This window comes from Dactylosporangium vinaceum, from assembly GCF_019904175.1.
In the GTDB taxonomy this organism is placed as follows: Bacteria; Actinomycetota; Actinomycetes; order Mycobacteriales; family Micromonosporaceae; genus Dactylosporangium; species Dactylosporangium vinaceum.
Map to the genome: position 1 here is coordinate 10840211 of NZ_CP061913.1, position 18200 is coordinate 10858410.

Annotated in this window: 15 protein-coding genes; 7 read left to right on the forward strand and 8 right to left on the reverse strand. The window is 72.9% G+C overall.

Going from position 1 to position 18200, the window contains the following annotated elements; translation table 11 throughout:
• The first annotated feature begins 104 nt into the window (after positions 1-104).
• The gene (locus Dvina_RS48740) at positions 105-1871 is read left to right on the forward strand and encodes a serine hydrolase domain-containing protein (RefSeq protein WP_223098737.1); all 1767 of its coding nucleotides are present in this window, start codon (positions 105-107) and stop codon (positions 1869-1871) included.
• A gap of 6 nt (positions 1872-1877) precedes the next feature.
• Here the strand turns inward: Dvina_RS48740 and Dvina_RS48745 are convergent, their stop codons facing one another.
• On the reverse strand, positions 1878-2327 hold the full coding sequence (locus Dvina_RS48745; RefSeq protein WP_223098739.1) for a metallopeptidase family protein: 450 nt from the start codon (positions 2325-2327) through the stop codon (positions 1878-1880).
• A gap of 119 nt (positions 2328-2446) precedes the next feature.
• Between Dvina_RS48745 and Dvina_RS48750 the strand changes: the two genes are divergently transcribed.
• On the forward strand, positions 2447-2800 hold the full coding sequence (locus Dvina_RS48750; RefSeq protein ID WP_223098740.1) for a DUF3499 domain-containing protein: 354 nt from the start codon (positions 2447-2449) through the stop codon (positions 2798-2800).
• Positions 2801-2871: 71 nt separating this feature from the next.
• Here the strand turns inward: Dvina_RS48750 and Dvina_RS48755 are convergent, their stop codons facing one another.
• On the reverse strand, positions 2872-3129 hold the full coding sequence (locus Dvina_RS48755; protein WP_223098741.1) for a WhiB family transcriptional regulator: 258 nt from the start codon (positions 3127-3129) through the stop codon (positions 2872-2874).
• A 387-nt stretch (positions 3130-3516) separates the two neighbouring features.
• Here Dvina_RS48755 and Dvina_RS48760 point away from each other — a divergent pair, with 387 nt between their 5' ends.
• Positions 3517-4008 carry a signal peptidase I gene (locus Dvina_RS48760; RefSeq protein WP_223098742.1) on the forward strand — a complete coding sequence of 164 codons (492 nt, stop codon included), beginning with the start codon at positions 3517-3519 and terminating at the stop codon, positions 4006-4008.
• On the opposite strand, the gene Dvina_RS48765 is transcribed toward Dvina_RS48760, so the two are convergent.
• Both Dvina_RS48765 and Dvina_RS48770 read right to left on the reverse strand, forming a co-directional pair.
• Entirely contained in the window at positions 3995-6472 is a 2478-nt protein-coding gene (locus Dvina_RS48765) for a bifunctional FO biosynthesis protein CofGH (RefSeq protein ID WP_223106145.1), read from the reverse strand. The two genes, Dvina_RS48760 and Dvina_RS48765, sit on opposite strands and share 14 nt — an antisense overlap.
• Positions 6473-6604: 132 nt before the next feature.
• Entirely contained in the window at positions 6605-8161 is a 1557-nt protein-coding gene (locus tag Dvina_RS48770; protein ID WP_223098743.1) for a hypothetical protein, read from the reverse strand.
• 125 nt (positions 8162-8286) lie between these two features.
• Here Dvina_RS48770 and cofD point away from each other — a divergent pair, with 125 nt between their 5' ends.
• From cofD to Dvina_RS48780, 3 genes are read left to right on the forward strand one after another with little or no spacing between them, the layout of a single operon-like run.
• A complete protein-coding gene (gene cofD / locus Dvina_RS54955; RefSeq protein ID WP_246655811.1) occupies positions 8287-9243 on the forward strand; it encodes a 2-phospho-L-lactate transferase in 957 nt (318 codons plus the stop codon).
• The gene (locus Dvina_RS48775) at positions 9240-10319 is read left to right on the forward strand and encodes a coenzyme F420-0:L-glutamate ligase (RefSeq protein WP_246655812.1); all 1080 of its coding nucleotides are present in this window, start codon (positions 9240-9242) and stop codon (positions 10317-10319) included. Before cofD ends, Dvina_RS48775 begins: the two co-directional genes overlap by 4 nt.
• On the forward strand, positions 10316-10861 hold the full coding sequence (locus tag Dvina_RS48780; RefSeq protein WP_223098745.1) for an NUDIX hydrolase: 546 nt from the start codon (positions 10316-10318) through the stop codon (positions 10859-10861). Before Dvina_RS48775 ends, Dvina_RS48780 begins: the two co-directional genes overlap by 4 nt.
• Here the strand turns inward: Dvina_RS48780 and Dvina_RS48785 are convergent.
• The 3 genes from Dvina_RS48785 to Dvina_RS48795 all read right to left on the reverse strand — a co-directional run bounded on the left by Dvina_RS48785 (position 10858) and on the right by Dvina_RS48795 (position 15456).
• Positions 10858-11976 (reverse strand): mannose-1-phosphate guanylyltransferase, encoded by a 1119-nt coding sequence (locus tag Dvina_RS48785; protein ID WP_223098746.1) that lies wholly within the window; start codon positions 11974-11976, stop codon positions 10858-10860. The genes Dvina_RS48780 and Dvina_RS48785 overlap by 4 nt on opposite strands.
• 110 nt (positions 11977-12086) lie before the next feature.
• Positions 12087-13235: a glycosyltransferase family 4 protein gene (locus Dvina_RS48790; RefSeq protein WP_223098747.1), complete on the reverse strand. Its 1149-nt coding sequence runs from the start codon at positions 13233-13235 to the stop codon at positions 12087-12089.
• 169 nt (positions 13236-13404) lie between these two features.
• Positions 13405-15456, reverse strand: a complete 2052-nt coding sequence (locus tag Dvina_RS48795) for an FG-GAP-like repeat-containing protein (protein WP_223098748.1) — start codon at positions 15454-15456, stop codon at positions 13405-13407.
• A 100-nt stretch (positions 15457-15556) separates the two neighbouring features.
• On the opposite strand from Dvina_RS48795, the gene Dvina_RS48800 reads away from it, so the two are divergent.
• Positions 15557-16231 carry a TIGR03089 family protein gene (locus tag Dvina_RS48800; protein ID WP_223098749.1) on the forward strand — a complete coding sequence of 225 codons (675 nt, stop codon included), beginning with the start codon at positions 15557-15559 and terminating at the stop codon, positions 16229-16231.
• On the opposite strand, the gene Dvina_RS48805 is transcribed toward Dvina_RS48800, so the two are convergent.
• Positions 16228-18165 (reverse strand): acetoacetate--CoA ligase, encoded by a 1938-nt coding sequence (locus Dvina_RS48805; protein WP_223098751.1) that lies wholly within the window; start codon positions 18163-18165, stop codon positions 16228-16230. The two genes, Dvina_RS48800 and Dvina_RS48805, sit on opposite strands and share 4 nt — an antisense overlap.
• Positions 18166-18200: the final 35 nt, after the last annotated feature.

The window sequence follows — 18200 nt, forward strand, 5'->3', positions numbered from 1 at the left end:
CCCGCGGTCGCGATGTCGCGCCGAGCTCCTGCGACTTTTGTCGTAGTCACCCGCCGACCGCGCTCCGATGTGGCGCCCGGCCCCGGACCGCCACCCTCGAACCCATGCGAAGGATTCCCGCTCTCCTGGCCGTCGCCTCGATCACCGTCATGACAGTCGTCGCGCCCACCGTCAAGGCGGCCGTCGCGGCACCGGCCGGCTGCGGGGACGTGCGCGCCGTCGGGAGCCTGTTCGACGAGAAGCTCGCGCCGCACATCCGCAACGACGAGATCCCGGGCGCGGTGGTGTCGGTGGTGGCGAACGGGCAGACCGTGTTCGACAAGGGCTACGGCCTGGCCGACATCGAGCACCGCACGCCGATGGACCCGCGGACCTCCGGCGTGCGCATCGCGTCGATCACGAAGCTGTTCACCTATACGGCGGTCATGCAGCAGGTCGAGGCCGGGCGGCTGCGGCTGGACGCGGACGTGAACACCTACCTCACCGCGTTGCGGATTCCCGCCACCTATCCGCAGCCGATCACCCTGCTCGATCTCATGAACCACACCGCCGGCTTCGAGGACCGGGTCATCGGCACCGGCGCCCGGTCGGCCGCGGACGTGCCGCCGCTCGGCGCGTTTCTGGCCGCGCACATGCCGCGGCGGATCCGCCCGCCCGGGGAGGTCTCCGCGTACTCCAACTACGGCGCCGCGCTCGCCGGCTACATCGTGGCCCAGGTGACCGGGGTGCCCTACGACCGCTACGTCCAGCAGCACATCCTGGACCCGCTCGGCATGGCGAACACCAGCGCGACGGAGCCGCCGCCGTTTCCGCCCGCCCGCAGCTACAACACCGAGGAGACCCCGGTGCGCACCGTGCCGTTCATCTTCGACCCGCTGACCCCGGACGGCTCCATCACGGCCTCGGCCGACGACATGGCCGAGTTCATGAAGGCCCACCTGGACGGCGGCGGCAAACTGCTCTCCCCCGCCACGGCCGCGCTCATGCACTCCCGCTCGTTCGCGGCCGACCCCCGGCTGGGCGGCTACGCCCACGGCTTCATGGACCGCACGATGAACGGCCACCGCGTCCTCATGCACGACGGCGGCTGGGAGGGGTTCGCCAGCCTGCTGCTGCTGGTGCCGGACTGCAACGCCGGCCTGTTCCTGTCGCTCAACTCGACGAGGGCGACCGACGCGCTGGACGTGGTGGCGGCCTTCATGGACCGGGTCGCCCCGAAGACGGCTCCCGAGCGCCGCGAGGCTCCCGCCACCGCCGCGCCGGAGCCGGGCTTCTACGCGCCGGCGCGGCACAACGACTCCACAGTGGAGCGTCTGCTCGTGCTGCTCGGCCCGCTGCGGCTGACCGTTGCCGGTGACGGGACGGTGCACTTCAAGGGCCACGAATACGCGGACGTCGGCGGCGGCCTCTACGCGCAGCGCGACGGCGAGGACCACCTGGTGTTCCGCGACGGGCGGGTGGCGACCGACGGGCCCGAGTACGAGCGGCTGGGCCCGGCCGACTCACTGCCGCTCAACCTCGTCGTGCTCGCGGCGTTCGTGCTCATCGCGCTGGGCACCCTCGCCGGCCTGCGGCGGCGGCCGCTGACGGCGGCGGCCTCGCTGCTCGGTGTGGTGTTCCTGGCCCTGCTGACGTGGACGCTGGGCTGGCACTCGCGGGACTTCATCTACGGGGCGCCGTGGTGGTTCCTGGCCCTGCTGACCCTGCCCGTCCTGGTGGTGCTCGGCTTCATCGCGGCGGTGGCCGAGACGATCCGGGGCTGGGCGCGCACCCGGCCGGGCGGCCGCATCCATCAGGTGGTGTCGCTCGGCGGCCTGGCCCTCGTCACCTGGTTCTTCTGGAACTGGAACCTGCTGGGGTGGCCGGTGTGAAACCAGCTAGCCCTCGAGGTCGTCCGGGGAGACGCCCAGGAGGTTGGCGACCTGCTCGAGGATCACGTCGTGGACCAGGTCGGCCAGGTCGTCGTGGTCGGCCGCGCGGAACTCGAGCGGGCGGCGGTACAGCACGATCCGGGGCGGCACGCCGTGGCGCCCCGGGCGGCCGGGCAGCAGCCGGGCCAGCGGGACCTCGCCGTCCTCGAGCACGTCGGAGTCGTACACGTTGAGGTCCGGCGGCACGTCCTCGACCGCGAACTCGACGCCGGCGAGCTCCTGGGAGAACCGCTGCTCGAGCTGCTCCACCGAGTCGAGGACGAGGTCGTCGAACATCTCGGCGCGGGTCCGGGACATCGGCAGGGACGCCGGCACCAACCGGCCGCGCAGGCCCCGGCCATGCCGATCGCGCCCGCGCCTTCCGGGTCCGCTGCGTCGTCGGTCTGGGCTCGCCACGATGTTCAGAGTAGCGCCGGGCGGCGGGATCGCCCGAGCGGGCGTGTCGGCGTGGTCACCCCGGCGTGTCGCGGGCCTTCCAGGACGACGCGAGGGGCTCGGAGCGATACCGTTCGGCCGTGAGGACCCCACGTCGATGCTCGCGCAACGGTTGCCCCCGATCGCCCGTTGCTACGTTGACGTACGTTTATGCCGAATCGACAGCAGTTGTCGGTCCGCTGGCCGCGTTCGCCGAGCCCCACTCCTATGACCTGTGCGAGTCGCACGCCCGCGGACTGACCGCGCCGCGGGGCTGGGACCTGGTCCGGCACGAGGGTGAGTACGGCCCCCCGCCACCGACGAACGACGATCTGGTAGCGCTCGCCGAGGCGGTGCGCGAGGCGGCCCGGCCGGCGCCCCACCGCGAGGAGCCCGACACGCAGCACCCGCTCGGCCGCCGCGGACATTTGCGGGTGATTCCCCCCGATGCCTAAAGAATCGCATACAAAAGGGCGCCGACCCCCAAATAGGAGATCGACGCCCTTTACTTGATAATCCGAACCTGCTATGCGGCGCGTCGCTTGAGTTTGCGGCGCTCGCGCTCCGAGAGTCCCCCCCAGATCCCGAAACGCTCATCGTGCCCCAGCGCGTACTCCAGGCAGTCCCCCCGCACCTCGCAGCGCGAGCAGATGCGCTTGGCCTCGCGCGTCGACCCGCCCTTCTCCGGGAAGAAAGCCTCCGGATCGGTCTGCGAACACAGGGCGCGCTCTTGCCACTCCGGAGCGTTACCCAGCAGGTCGGCCACGACTGGTCGGCCGTCCATCAGCGTGCCTCCTTCTTGCGCACCGGCGTCAGTGCCGGCGCAACCCCCCACGCGGAAGGCGCATGTCCTACAAGGTTGCTGTACCTCGGCGCGGTGTTCCTTATGTCCGCTTGGTGGGCTCTTGCGACTCACCCAGCGAACATCCCCCGTGAAATTACACGCGTGTAATGCGTGCGTCGTCAAGCCGAACCTGCTAAATAGGCCCGTTCTGGCGACCGCCTGCACCCCCGTGCCGTACCCATACCGACGGAGCCCCGCCCGAGGTAACGGGCGACACGCCGGACGCGCCGGAAGAGTCTCGGCAAGTTTTCTCAAGGCCCCCGCCGCCCGGCCGAAGGGGGCCGATGTGCGGCAAAAGCTGAGACCTACCCTCATGTCGGCCCGCCCATGATTCGTCGTCTGCTCCTTGGCGCGGCCGTCTCCATCGTCCTGTTCACCGTCGGCGTCGCCGGCCTGGGCTGGAAGCCCTACGTCGTGATGTCCGAGTCCATGGCGCCCGCGATGCACGCGGGCGATCTCGTGTTCGTGGACCCCAACGCCCAGTCCGTGGCGCAGTACGAGATCGTCACGTACGACGGACCGCCGGGCCCCATCACCCAGCGGGTGGTTTCCCAGCGCCCCGACGGAGCGCTGACGCTCAAGGGTGATGCGAACCCGCCCGCCGACTCACCCACCGTCGACCGCCACAGGGTGGTGGGCCCGGTGCGGCTGATCCTGCCCCACGCGGGCTGGCCGGTGATGCAGGTGCGCACCCACCCCGTGAAAATCGCACTCGGCGCGCTCCTGCTGGCGCTGCTCGTCCCCGGCCGCCGGATCTTCGGCCTGCTGCTGCTGGGCGGGCTGGTGGCCGCGGTGGCGATGGTCCCTACGACCGGCTGACGCTCCCGTAGACGGTCGTGCGCCGGCGGACCGGGCGGCCGGCGGCGTGGCCGATCGCCTCCAGCTCCTCGCGGGTGCGGGCGGAGCCGTGCTCGGAGCCGGCCATTCGCGAGATGGTCTCCTCCATCAGCGTGCCGCCGAGGTCGTTGGCGCCACCGCGGAGCATGGCGACGGTGCCCTCGTCGCCGAGCTTCACCCACGAGCACTGGATGTTCGGGATGCGGCCGTGCAGCAGCACCCGGGCCATCGCGTGCACCGCGCGGTTGTCGCGCCGGGTCGGGCCCGGCCGCGCGATGCCGGCGAGGTAGATGGGCGCGCTGTGGTGCACGAACGGCAGCGCCACGAACTCGGTGAAGCCGCCGGTGCGGTCCTGGATGCCGGCCAGCACCCGGAAGTGCCCGAGCCAGTGGCCGGGGTGGTCGACGTGGCCGTACATCATCGTGGAGCTCGACCGGATGCCGAGCTCGTGGGCGGTCGACACCACCTCGACCCACGCCGACGTCGGCAGCTTGCCCTTCGTGAGCACCCAGCGGACCTCGTCGTCGAGGATCTCGGCCGCGGTCCCGGGAATCGTGTCGAGCCCGGCCTCCTTGAGCTGGGTCAGCCAGTCGCGGATCGACACGCCGGCCTTCGCCGCGGCGGTGACGATCTCCATCGGGCTGAACGCGTGGACGTGCATGCCCGGCACCCGTGCCTTGATCGCGCGGACCAGCTCGGCGTAGGCCCCGACCGGCAGCTTCGGGTCGATCCCGCCCTGCATACAGACCTCGGACGCGCCGGCCTGCCACGCCTCCTCGGCCCGGTCGGCGACCTGCTCATAGGAGAGGCGGTAAGCGTCGGCGTCGCGCTCGCGCTGGGCGAAGGCGCAGAACCGGCAGCCGACGTAGCAGACGTTGGAGAAGTTGATGTTCCGGTTGATGACATACGTGATGTCGTCGCCGACCGCCTCCCGGCGCAGGTCGTCGGCGATGCGCACGAGCTCCTCCAGCCCGGCACCGTCCACATTGAACAGCGCCAGGGCGGCCGCCTCGTGCTCCGGGCGCAGCAGCGCACCGGGGTCGTGCGCGGCCAGATCGAGTCCACTGTGGACGTCGGATTCCAGACGCTCGGGAGCCTGCGTCCGTATCCGTCCGGCCACCGCTGTCCAGTCACCGTAGACGGTGTCGAAGTCACCGCGCCGGTCCGCGCTGCGGCCCTCGTCGTCGATCGCGGTGTGCAGGTCGGTGCGCCCGCTGTCCTCGTGCCCGCCGTCCGGCTCCTGCCACGGCCGGCCCACCGGCAGCGCGCCCTCGTCGGCGAGGAAGGAGTCGCGGTCGGCCAGCGCCTCGACGTGCGCGGTGAGGCGGGCATCCAGCCACGGGACGCCGCGGCGCGCGTACTCCGGATAGATGGTCAGGCGCTCTCGCAGTACGAAACCCGCGGCTTTGGTCTGTCGTGCCAGCTCGTCGAGGGCCGGCCAGGGCCGCTCCGGGTTGACGTGGTCCGGCGTCACCGGGGACACGCCGCCCCAGTCGTCGATGCCGGCCCGGATGAGCAGCGCGTACTCGTCGTCGATCAGGTTCGGCGGGGCCTGGATGCGGGCCTTCGGGCCGAGGACCAGCCGGGCCACGGCGATCGTCGCGGCCAGGTCCTGGAGCTCGGCGTCGGGCATCCCGCGCATCGCCGTGTCGGGCTTGGCCCGGAAGTTCTGGACGATCGTCTCCTGGATGTGGCCGAACTCGCGCATCGTGCGCCGGATCGCGAAGAGCGACTCGGCCCGCTCGTCGAGCGTCTCGCCGATCCCGATGAGGATGCCGGTGGTGAACGGCACGCCGACCCGGCCGGCGTCGTCGAGCACCCGGAGGCGCACGGCGGGCTCCTTGTCGGGTGAGCCGAAGTGGGGGCCGCCGGGCTCGGACCACAGCCGGGTCGCGGTGGTCTCCAGCATCATGCCCATGCTCGGCGCGACCGGCTTGAGCCGCTGCAGCTCGGCCCAGGACAGCACGCCGGGGTTGAGGTGGGGCAGCAGGCCGGTCTCCTCCAGCACCGCGATGGCGCAGGCCCGCAGGTAGGAGAGCGTCGAGTCGTAGCCGCGCTCGTCCAGCCAGCGCCGCGCCGAGTCCCAGCGCTCCTCGGGCCGGTCGCCCAGCGTGAACAGGGCCTCCTTGCAGCCCTGGGCGGCGCCGGCCCGGGCGATCGCGAGCACCTCCTCGATCTCGAGGTACTCGCTCGGCAGCCGGTGCGGCACCGTCGCGAACGTGCAGTAGTGGCACCGGTCCCGGCACAGCCGGGTCAGCGGGATGAAGACCTTCTTGGAGAAGGTGATGACGCCGGGGCGGCCGGCGTCGGCCAGCCCCGCGTCGCGGACCGCACCGGCGATGCCGAGCAGATCGTCCAGGGCCGCGCCGCGCGCGGTCAGCAGGACGGCGGCCTCCGTCGCGTCGAGCGTGCGGCCGTCCGCCGCCCGCCGCAGGGACCGCCGCATCGCGTTGCCCTCAGTACTTCTGCCCTCAGACGTCACCACCGAACTGTAGGCCGCCCGAGGGCGATTCCTCGCGCGCTCAGTGTGTGACGTGTTACCCGTGGCCGGGCCGGAGCGCGGCCACGGGTGCCTCACTCAGTTACCGGGCGGGATCGCCTGGGTGCGCTGCGTCTCCTCGCCGTCGTCCCCGCGCTTGTGCTCGGGCTTGAGCACCGTCGTGGCGTCGGGGTCGCCCGGCTCGGCGGCCGGCTCCGGGTCGGTCTTCACGATCGGCGCCTGCTGGGTGGCGTCGGCGTCGGTGTTCGCCGGGGTGAGGACCGCAGTACCCTCCTCCTCGGCGGCCGGGGCCGGGTGGGTCGACTGGCCGCCGGGCCAGCCGGCCGACGCGAAGCCGCCGGGCGGGGTCGAGGCGCTTGTCTCAACCGGCGACGCGGAGACCGGCTCGTCCTCGACCGGGGTCGGGGCGGGCGCGGTGTAGGCGGCGAACGGCGAGCTGAGCGGCGGGCCGGACGCCGGCCGGGCATCCGCGGCCGAGGCCGGGCTGTCCGCCGCCGGGGTCGCGGCCGCACCGAAGCTCGGCGCCGCGGCGGCCGGGGCCGTGTAGCCCGGGGTCGCATAGCCGGGGGTCGGTCCGCCGGTCGTCGGGGTGGCGTAGCCCGGGGTCGGGCCGCCGGTCGTCGGGGCGGCGTAGCCGGGGGTGGCATACGCGGCGGTGGCCTGCGCGGCCGGGGCGTCCGGGGCGGCCTGCTGCACCACCGGCGTGGCCTGCGTCGCCTGCGCCGAATGGGGCGGGTAGGCCGTCTGCGCCGCGACCGCCGGGTTGCTGCCCGTGGCCTGGGCGGCCTGCGCGGCCTGGGCCTGCTGGGCGGCGTACGCGGCCTGCTGCTGCGCGTAGTACGCCTGCTGCTCGGGCGTGGCCGCCGGCTGCCCGCCGGTGACGTAGCCGGTCTGCTGGGCCTGCGCCGCGGCGTACGCAGCCTGCTGCTGCTGCGCGTAGTAGGCCTGCTGCTGCTGGGTGTAGCCCTGCTGGTACGGGTAGCCGGGCTGGCCGTAGGGGGCGCCGACCGGCTTCGGGGCCGAGTAGGCGCCCAGGTAGACCCGGGCGGTGAGGAACAGCCCGAGGCCGATGAGGCCGAGCGCGGCCAGGTGCTCGAGGAAGCCGCCGAGAGCCCAGCCGACCGGGGCGTCGTCCTTGAAGTCGCCGATGAGCCCGCCGAGCAGCAGCACGAGGCCGATGATGGCGGCGATCGCGTATTCGATCATCGCGATCAGGACGACGGCCTTGGCCCGCGGGGTCACCGGGTCGAGCAGCAGGACGAGCACGACAGCGACGATCGGCAGCAGCACGACCTCGAAGCCGATGACGTTGCCGAACGAGGCGGTCGCGGTGGCCAGGAACGAGTTGAACAGGCCGGTGAGGAGGCGGACGAGCCCCGCCAGCAGGATCAGCCCGACGGCGCCGAGGAGGCCGAACGCGGCCAGCTCACGGTAGGGCTCCAGCAGACCGCGCGCCTTCTTGGCGTCCGGCGGTGCGACCGCGGGGGCCGGAACAGCCGAGACCGCCTGCGGAACGGCCTGGTACTGCTGCGCGGGCGCCGCGACGGGAACCGCCTGGGTCGGGGTCTGGTACTGGGCCGCGGCCGGGGTCTGGAACCCCCCGCTGGGGGTCGGATCGGGTGGCTGGGTGCTCACTGGCTCTCCCGAAGTTTCAACGGTCCGTGCAACAGGTCGCCAGCAGCCTAGCCGGAGACGGCGATTCCCGCGTGGGCGCCGGACCCCGAACGGCGCCGTAACGTGAGTGCGGCAGGATTGGACCCATGCGGATCGTGGTTCTTGCAGGTGGCATCGGCGGCGCGCGCTTCCTGCTGGGGGTGCGTGCGGTGGCCCGGGAGACGGGCGCCGACGTCACCGCGGTGATCAACGTGGGCGACGACGTGACCCTGCACGGGCTGCGCATCTGCCCCGACCTGGACAGCGTGATGTACACACTCGGTGGCGGCGCGGATCCGGAGCGCGGCTGGGGCCGGGTCGGCGAGACGTGGACGGTGAAGGACGAGCTGGCCGCGTACGGCGCCGAGCCCACCTGGTTCGGCCTCGGCGACAAGGACATCGCCACGCACCTGGTGCGCACCCGGATGCTGGAGGCGGGCTACCCGCTCTCCGCGGTCACCGAGGCGCTCTGCGACCGCTGGCAGCCGGGGGTCCGGATGCTGCCGGCCAGCGACGACCGCGTGGAGACGCACGCCGTCGTCGAGGTCGACGGGGCCACCCGGGCGATCCACTTCCAGGAGTGGTGGATCCGCTACCGCGCCGGCATCCCCACCCAGCGGTTCGTGTTCGTCGGCGCCGAGACCGCGAAGCCGGCGGCCGGGGTGCTCGACGCCATCGCGGCGGCCGACGTCGTGCTCGTGGCGCCCAGCAACCCGGTCGTGTCCATCGCGCCGATCCTGGCCGTGCCGGCCGTGCGCGAGGCCGTGGCCACCGGGCCGGCGCCGGTTGCCGGGTTCTCCCCGATCATCGGCTCCGCGCCGGTGCGGGGCATGGCCGACAAGTGCCTCGAGGTGATGGGCGTCGAGTGCAGCCCGGCCGGGGTCGGCGGGCTGCTCGGCGCCCGGTCGGCCGGCGGGGTCCTGGACGCCTGGCTCGTCGACGAGAGCGACGCGGGTGCGCAGGTCCCGGGGCTGACGGTCCGCGCGGTGCCGCTCTGGATGACCGACGAGGCGGCCACGGCCACCATGGTCCGCGACGCGCTCGCCACGGTCGGTGTGGCGTGATCCCGTCGCTGGAGATCCTGCCGGTCACCGGCATCGGCGAGGTGCGGCCGGGCGACAACCTGGCCGACGTCATCACCGGCGCGGCCGGCTTCATCCGCGACGGCGACGTGCTCGTGGTGACCAGCAAGATCGTGAGCAAGGCCGAGGGCCGCCTGGTCGACCTGCCGCCGGACGAGCCGGCCCGGGAGGCCGCCCGCGAGGCCGCGCTGCGGGCGGAGACCGTCCGGGTCGTGGCCCGCCGGGGCGCGACCCGGATCGTGCAGACCCACCACGGGCTCGTGCTCGCCGCCGGCGGCATCGACGCGTCGAACGTCGACGCCGCGCACCTGGTGCTGCTGCCGAAGGACCCGGACGCCTCGGCCCGGGCGCTGCGCGAAGAGCTGCGCGAGCGCTTCGGGCTCGACGTGGCCGTCGTCATCACCGACACGATGGGCCGGCCGTGGCGGCTGGGCCTGACCGACGTGGCGATCGGCGCCGCCGGCGTCGACGCGCTGCTCGACTACCGCGGACTGCACGACGCCTACGGCAACGAGCTGCAGCTGACCCAGATGGCCCAGATCGACCAGCTGGCCGCCGCGGGTGAGCTCGTGAAGGGCAAGACGGCGCAGGTGCCGGTGGCGATCGTTCGCGGGTTCGCGCCGCACTTCCCGGCCGCGCACGGCCGCGGCGCCGCCGAGCTCATCCGCGGCTCCGAGGCCGACCTGTTCTCCCTCGGCACCGCGGAGGCGACCGCGCGGGGCCTGCGGCTGGCCGGGGAGCTTCCGGACGCGACCGAGTTCGCGCCGGCCGACGCTGCGGTCCGCCTGCCCGATCTGCCGTTCCCGCGGACACGCAGCGTGACGGTTCCGGCGAACACCGTGGCCGCCGTCGTCGTGTGGGCACCCGCCGGCAATCTGCGGGCGGCGGCCGAAGCGGGCCGGCAGGCCGAGCGACTGCGGGCCGTCCTCGCTGCTGACGGGCTCGCGACGGCGTGGCTGGAAGTCACCGATCCGGCGGCCGTGGCGGGCGATGTGCCAGCGGGGGGCGAGCCCCTCGGCGTGCTCGCGATCGGGCGCGGTAGCCTACCGTCACTATGAGCCTGCACGAGAACGCTTTGGCTGTGCTGGAAGGGTGGGAGGCGCCGTCGGCGGAGGCCGAGGCGACCCGGAAGCGGTTCCTGGAGTTCGTCTTCCCGGACCCCACCACGGTCCTGCGGGAGCACGCCGGGGGCCACGTGACCGCGAGCGCCCTGATCGTGGACGCGGCGGCCGAGCGCGTGCTGCTGTGCCTGCACGGCCGGATCAACCGGTGGGTCCAGCTCGGCGGCCACTGCGAGCCGGAGGACACCACGATCGCCGGCGCCGCCCTGCGCGAGGCGACGGAGGAGTCGGGGATCCTCGGGCTGCGCATCAGCGAGGCCCCGATCAACCTCGACGTGCACCCGGTGCTCTGCTCGGGCGGGCAGTCGTTCCACTACGACATCCGCTACGCGGCGATCGCCCCGGCCGGCGCCGTCGAGAAGGTGAGCGCCGAGTCGAACGCGCTCGGCTGGTTTGCCCCGGACGACCTGCCCTCGCCCCTGGCCGACGCGACCGAAGTGCTTGTCGCGCCGGCGTTGGCCTGGGCGAAGCAGGGCTAGAGCAGCTCGCTGGAGCCGCGCTCCTTCAGGGAGTCGACGAGCTTCTTGACGTCCTGCGCGCGCGAGCGCGGGCAGATGAGCAGCGCGTCCGGCGTGTCGACGATGATCAGGTCACTGACGCCCACCGCGGCCACCAGCCGGCCCGAGCGCGGGACGACGACCACGCGCTCCGCGTCCTGCATGAGGACCGTCGGCTTGGCCGCGTAGGACGGGTCGTCGATGAGCCCGGCCAGCTCGACCACCACGTTGCCCTGGGTGTCGGTCTCGAGCAGCTCGCCGAGGGTGTGGAAGTCGCCGACGTCGTTCCAGCCGAAGTTGCCCGGCACCGTGCCGACCAGGCCGGCCGCGCCCGCGCCCTCCATGACGCCGAAGTCGACCGAGATCTTGGTCAGGCTCGGCCAGAGCTGGGCCAGGATCTCCTCGCGGTCGTGGGTGTCCCACGCCTCCGCGATGCGCCGCAGACCCTCGTGCAGCTCCGGCTGCTGGCGCGCGAGCTCGTCGAGGAAGACGTCGACCCGCCAGACGAACATGCCGGCGTTCCACAGGTACTCACCGGAGTCGACGTAGCGCTGGGCGACGTCGAGCTGCGGCTTCTCCGCGAACTCGGCCACCTTGCACACGTCGCCGGTGCCGGTGGGCTCGCCGACGTGCAGGTAGCCGTAGCCGGTCTCGGGGTGGGTCGGCGTGATGCCGATCGTCATGAGCAGGCCGTCCTCGGCGCCCTCGATCGCCCGGTGCAGGGTGTCCTGGAAGGCCGGCACGTCACGGACCAGCTGGTCGGCGGCGAAGGCGCCCATGACGGCGCTCGGGTCACGGCGGGCGATCACCGCCGCGGCGAGCCCGATCGCGGCGCAGGAGTCGCGCGGCGTCGGCTCGACGAGGATGTTGCCCTCCGGGAGGCCCGGCAGCTGCCGGGCCACGGCGGCCGCGTGCGCTACGCCGGTCACCACGTAGGTGCACTCGGGCGTCGCTAGGCCTTCGAGCCGCCCGTAGGTCGCCTGGAGCAGCGACAACGGGGTCCCGGTGAGGGCGTGGAGAAACTTCGGATGGCCGGCTCGCGACAGCGGCCAGAGCCGCGTGCCGCTGCCACCTGCAGGAATCACCGCGTAGAACACGGGCCCATCATGCCCGGAAAGGTGCACCGGTTGACAACTCGGGGGTGCCAATCCCGTTACCGAAATCGCCCAAAACCGTTTCGTATCGCCACCATCTTCGTCACCCAGGGTTAGAGACCGCGTGGGCCGGCCGCTCTGGCCCACGCGGCCAGATGGACTTCGGCGCTGGACTCCCAGGTGAACTCCTTGGCGCGCGCGGCGCCCGCCTTTGCCAAAGCGTTACGTCGCTCCGTGTCGTCGAGCAGCGCCGCCAGGTCACGGGCGATCTCCTCGGTGCCCGGCCCGGTGTACGCCACCGCGTCCCCGCCCACCTCGGGCAGCGACAGCCGGGGCGTGGTGAGCACCGGGGCGCCGCAGGCCATGGCCTCCAGGATCGGCAGGCCGAAGCCCTCGCCGAAGGACGGGTAGGCCGCGACCACGGCCCCGCCCAGGAAGCCCGGCAGGTCGGCGTAGCGCAGGTAGCCCGGCCGGAGTAACCGCAGGTGGCTCGGGACCTCGGCGATCGCGCCGTCGATCTCGTCGTCGTGGCCCTGGCCGCCGGCGACGACGAGCGCCGGCGGCTCCGGCCGGTCACGCACGGCCGAGATCCAGCCGCGGATCAGGCTCGGCACGTTCTTGCGCGGCTCCTTGGCGCCCAGGAAGGCGATGTACTCCGTCGAGCCGAGCCCCAGTCGCGCGCGCACCCGGGCCTTCTCGTCGTCGCTCGGCGCGTGGAACGCCTGCGGGTCGACGCCGTGGTAGGCCACGTCGATGCGGGTCGGGTCGGCGTCGAGCAGCCGGATGAGCTCGTCGCGGGTCGCCTTGCTCGGCACGATGACCCGGCTGGCCCGCCGCAGCGACGTCTTGATCGCCGAGCGGAAGAACGTGCGCCGGGACTTGTCGTAGTGCTCGGGCTCGGTGAAGAACGTCGCGTCGTGGACGGTGACGGTCACCGGGCAGCCGGCCCGCAGCGGGCACGTGTAGAAGGGTGAGTGCAGGACCTGGGCCCCGACCTGCTGGGCCAGCATCGGCAGACCGGTCTGCTCCCACGCCAGGCGGGCCGGGCGGTGCGCGGCCGCGGCCGGGGCCGCCATGATCCGGGCACTGGGCAGGAGCCGCCCGTAGCGCTCCGCGTCGGTGCGCTGACACACCACGGCCAGGTCGGTGTCGAGCGCGCCAAGCGCGCCCAGGAGACCGTCGACGTAACGCCCCACGCCGCCTCGGTCGGCTGGGACACTCGTGGCGTCAACGAGCACGCGTGGCGGACGGCCGGGGGTCACTTGGCGCTCCCTGTAGGACTCGACTACTGAACTCGGGTGGAACGGTCTTCGCGGCAAAGCCTACGCCCGATCCACCGGTGATCGATGTCCACGACGCGACTGGCTCACGAGTCCACCCAGGATTCAGCCTGAATGAATCCCGGTGCCGTCCGCAAAGTTCAAGTTTTGCTCAATTCAGCGGCATCGGTACGTCACCCGGCGCCCCCACCTCGTACTTCCCTACACCCTTCACGTCGAATCGCCCGTCGTGATACACCGCCAGGTCTGCCTTACCGTCCCCGTCGTACTGCCCGGGCACCGGTGTGTCGCCCGGATCGCCGAGCCTCGTCGAGATCTGGCGGCCGGCCGCCTGAGCGCCGATCGTGAACTGCTGGGTCGAGGGCGACCACACTGCCGCATCGATCTTGCCGTCACCGTCGTAGTCGGCCGGCACCGCGATGGCGCCGGGCTCACCGAACGTCCACTCGCGGATGGCCCGGACCGCCCACAGGCCCGTGGCCGGGCGCCAGATCGCCGGTTCGGCCCGACCGTCGCCGGTGTAGTCGCCGGGCACGGGCTGGTCACCGGGCTGGCCGAGCTGCTGCTCGCCGACGCCCTTGATGTACCAGATCCCGTTGCTCGGGCGGAATACGGCGAGGTCGGCCGCGCCGTCGCCGTCGTAGTCGGCCGGGGCCGGCACGTCACCGGGCAGCCCCCACTGGACCACCGAGCGGCCCTCGCCGGTCAGCAGCATCGTCCAGTTGCCGGTGATCGGCGACCAGGTGGCGACGTCGGCCTTGCCGTCGCCGTTGTAGTCGGCCGGCACCGCGATCTCGTTCGGACCCGAGGTGAAGATGGGCTGCGGGATGCCCTGCAGGCGCACGGTCCCGTCGGCCGGGCGGTAGGCGGCGAGCAGCGACCGTACGGTCGACGGCTTTGTCAGGTCCCCGAGCATTGCCGCCGCCCGGTCTCGGATGGCGGGCAGGACGTCCATACCCTTGGCGCCCGGGCACTCGGTCGGGTTCGTCTGCCGGTGCGGAAACACCCGCGGGACGGTGACGGTGGTGCCGACCGGATAGCGCGAGGTGGAGCCGCCCCCGGTGAGCGTCACGGTGCCGCGTGGGTCGATGGCCTGGCTCAGTGAAAGTTTCCATGCCGTGTACTTCGCGGCCGACTCCACCACGGCGTCGGGAACGGTGGCGGCGCCGTAGTCACCGATCATCGCGATGCCGGCGGTGCCGGTGTTGAAGCCGCCCGCCTGCGCGCCGACGACCGGCCGGGACAGCCCGCCGGCCCGGCCCTCCCAGAGCCGGCCGAACCGGTCGACGAGCACGTTGTAGCCGATGTCGCCCCAGCCGCGGCTCACCGTCTGGTACTGGTAGATCGAGCGCAGGATCTTCGGGACGTCGGCCTCGGCGTAGTCGTTGCCGGTGGCCGTGTGGTGCACCGCGATCGCCTTCACCATCGGGGCGTAGTCCGGCTTCCAGTTCATCAGTGTCTCGTTGGCGCCCCACGCGGCCCGGCGGTTGATGGCCGGCATGAACGGGCGCAGCGCCACCGGGGCGTCCTCGGCCACGGGCGGCGGCGTCGGCAGCACCGCATCGGCGGGTGCGCTGGTGGGGTCGATCAGATCGGCGGTGACATCGTGCGGGGCCGAGCCACCCGTGGAGCTGACGGAGACCTGCACGCCGTCGCTGGGCCCGACCCACACGAGGTCGGCGCCGCCGCGCTCGCCCGCTCCGCTCGCCGACGCGGACGGGGACGGCCGGCCTCGGGGCGCCACGGCCGCGTCCCGGTCGGCCTCCGCGGCCCCGACCGTCTGCCAGCCACTCCAGGCGCCGCCCACGGGGTGGTGGCGCACGGCCACGCTCACCGCGCCGACGCCGGTGGTCTCGCGCCAGGTGACGCCGACGGCGCTGAAGGGTGCGGTGGCCGGGCGGGTGACGGTGAGCGTCCGGCTGCGGGTCGTCCTGTGGTAGCCGCCGGCGAGCGGCACGTCCTCGAGCACGCCGCCCTGGGCGACCGCTCCGCTCGCGGGCCTGTCGAAGTCGCCGAGGGGCAGCCGGGTCACTGTCGTCGGCACGCCGGCGCCGCCCGGGGCCGTGGCCGCCGGGTTGGCCCACTCGACCGGCGCGGTGAGGCCGGGTGAGGCGACCGGCGGGTCGCTCGGGCGGGCCGCGGCACCGCCGCCGACGGCGCCCGCGGTGAGCAGTGCGAGCGAGCAGCCGGCGAGGGCGAGCACGCGGTTGTGTCGGTATCGTCGCGTTGCCCAGACACCCATCTCGCTTGCCCCATCTCGCTAGATATCCGGTGAGATGCTATGGAAGGGATTAATTGGACATATGGGGAATACAGTTCCTTCACTCTTTGCGGCAATTGTCGGTAAAGACCCGTCACTTCCGTTCCTGACGTTCTACGACGACGCGACCGGCGAGCGAACGGAACTGTCGGGCGCGACGCTCGCCAACTGGGTGTCGAAGACGGCGAACCTGCTCGTCGACGGCTGCGGCCTGGGCCCCGGCGACACCGCCGCGGTGCGGCTGCCGGCGCACTGGCAGACGGCGGCGATCCTGCTCGGCGCGTGGACGGCCGGGCTCACGGTGGCCTACGGCGAGCCGACCGCGGCCGGGGCCGACGTCGAGTTCGCGTCGCTGAGCGCGGCCGAGACCGGCGCGCCCGGGCCCGCGGACCGCTACGTGCTCGGGCTGGCGCCGATGGGGCTGCCGATGCGCGGCGGCGTCCCCGACGGCTGGGCCGACTACGTGGCCGAGGTGCGCCAGTTCGGCGACCACTACCCGGGCCCGGTCGGCGGCGCGGGCACCGAGGACCTGGTGGAGCGGGCCCGCGCCCTGGGCTACTCGGGGAGCCGGCTGCTCGTCGACGCGGTGGCCCACCCCGACCCGGTGGAGTGGCTGCTCGGCCCCCTGGCGGCCGGGGCCAGCATCGTGCTGAGCGTCAACAGCGACCCGGCGAAGCTCGCCGACCGCGCCTCGGCCGAAGGCGCGGCTCCGGTTTAGGGGCGGACGTCGACGAAGTACTGCAACGACTCGGGATTCGCCAGAGCACCCTTCGCCGCGGCCTGGTCAACCGGGGTTCCGGTCAGGATGCGCTTCACGGGCACTTCGAGCTTCTTCCCCGACAGCGTCCGCGGCACGGCCTCGACCTGGAACACCCGGTCGGGCACGTGCCGCGGGGACAGCGCCGTGCGCAGCTCCCGGGCGATGCGCGACCGCAGTTCGTCGTCGAGGGTCAGCCCGGGTGCGAGCACCACGAAGAGCAGCAGTTCCCCGGCCCCGCCCTGCGGGTCTTCGAGGTGTACCACCACAGAGTCCACGACCTCGCCGAGCCCCTCGACGACGGAGTAGAACTCGCTCGTGCCGAGCCGCACCCCGCCGCGGTTCAGCGTCGCGTCCGAGCGGCCGGTGATGACGCACGCACCGCGCTCGTCGATCGTGATCCAGTCGCCGTGCCGCCAGACGCCCGGGTAGGTCCCGAAGTACGCCTCGGCGTAGCGGCTCCCGTCGGCGTCGCCCCAGAACCCGACGGGCATGCTCGGCATCGGCGCGGTGATGACGAGCTCGCCGAGCTCACCGATGACCGGGGTGCCGTCGGCCGCGAACGCCTCCACCCGCGCGCCGAGAGCCCGGCAGGCGATCTCGCCGGCCCGGACCGGCAGGAGCGGGACGCCGCCGACGAAGGCGGTGCAGACGTCGGTGCCCCCGGACGCCGACGCCAGCAGCAGGTCGTCGGAGACAGTGGCGTAGACCCACTCGAAGCCCTCGGGCGGCAGCGGCGCCCCGGTCGAGCCGACCCCGCGCAGCCGGCTCAGGTCCGCGAGCTCCTTCGGCACCAGCCCGGCCTTGCGGCAGGCCAGCAGGAACGGGGCGGACGTGCCGAAGTAGGTCGTCCCGGTCTGCGCCGCGGCCCGCCACAGCCAGCCCGGGTCCGGAAACGCCGGGTTGCCGTCGACGAGCACGATCGCGGCGCCGACGGCCGGGCCGGAGACGAGGTAGTTCCACATCATCCACCCGGTCGTGGTGAACCAGAAGAAGCGGTCACCGGGCCCGAGGTCGTGGTGCAGGGCCAGCATCTTGAGGTGCTCGAGCAGGATGCCGCCGTGGCCGTGGACGATCGGCTTGGGCAGGCCGGTGGTGCCGGAGGAGTACAGGATGTAGAGCGGGTGCGCGAACGGGACCGGCTCGAACCGCAGCGGCTCGCCGGTCTCCGCGGTCAGCCCGGCCCAGCCGTCGTCCGCCTCGTCGAGGTAGCCGATGCGGACCAGGTGCTGCACCGACGGGAGCGCGGCCCGGATCGCCTCGACCTCGGCGGTGCGGTCGACGGGCTTGTCGCCGTACATGTACCCGTCCACCGCCACGAGCACTTTCGGCTCGATCTGCCGCCAGCGGTCGACCACCGAGCGGGTGCCGAACTCGGGCGCGCAGCTGGAGAAGATCGCGCCGAGGCTGGCCGTGGCCAGCAGGAGCACGAAGGTCTCGGGGATGTTCGGCGCATAGGCCGCGACCCGGTCGCCTTTCGTGACGCCGAGCCGCTCGAGCCCGGCCCGGGCCCGGCGGACCTGCTCGCGCAGCTCGGCCGCGGTCAGCTCGACCGGCCCGCGGGTCTGCGAACGGGCGACCACGACCGGCTCGTCGTCGGCCACGCCGGGCATGCGCAGGACGTTCTCGGCGTAGTTGAGCTCGGCCCCCGGGAACCACACAGCGCCCGGCATCCGGGCATCGGGCAGTGTGTCGGTGGGCGCCACATGGGCGACGACCTCGAAGTGGTCCCAGATCGCCCGCCAGAACGCGGCCGGCTCGTCGACCGACCACTGCCACAGCGCCTGGTAGTCGGCGAACGCGAGGCCCCGCTCGGCCTCCAGCCAGCGCAGGAACGCCCCGATCCGGGTGTGTTCGCGCACGTCGGTCGGGGGTTCCCAGAGCACCTTTGCCATTGGTCCATCTTGCCGTGCAGGTGAACGATCGCTCA

What these genes read in the sequence shown, in the direction of transcription:
- Dvina_RS48780 (WP_223098745.1), top strand. Translation starts at nt 10,316, where the DNA reads ATGAGCCTGCACGAGAACGCTTTGGCTGTGCTGGAAGGGTGGGAGGCG.
- Dvina_RS48805 (WP_223098751.1), bottom strand. Translation starts at nt 18,165, where the DNA reads ATGGCAAAGGTGCTCTGGGAACCCCCGACCGACGTGCGCGAACACACC.
- Dvina_RS48765 (WP_223106145.1), bottom strand. Translation starts at nt 6,472, where the DNA reads ATGCGGCGGTCCCTGCGGCGGGCGGCGGACGGCCGCACGCTCGACGCG.
- cofD (WP_246655811.1), top strand. Translation starts at nt 8,287, where the DNA reads ATGCGGATCGTGGTTCTTGCAGGTGGCATCGGCGGCGCGCGCTTCCTG.
- Dvina_RS48760 (WP_223098742.1), top strand. Translation starts at nt 3,517, where the DNA reads ATGATTCGTCGTCTGCTCCTTGGCGCGGCCGTCTCCATCGTCCTGTTC.
- Dvina_RS48755 (WP_223098741.1), bottom strand. Translation starts at nt 3,129, where the DNA reads ATGGACGGCCGACCAGTCGTGGCCGACCTGCTGGGTAACGCTCCGGAG.
- Dvina_RS48740 (WP_223098737.1), top strand. Translation starts at nt 105, where the DNA reads ATGCGAAGGATTCCCGCTCTCCTGGCCGTCGCCTCGATCACCGTCATG.
- Dvina_RS48800 (WP_223098749.1), top strand. Translation starts at nt 15,557, where the DNA reads ATGGGGAATACAGTTCCTTCACTCTTTGCGGCAATTGTCGGTAAAGAC.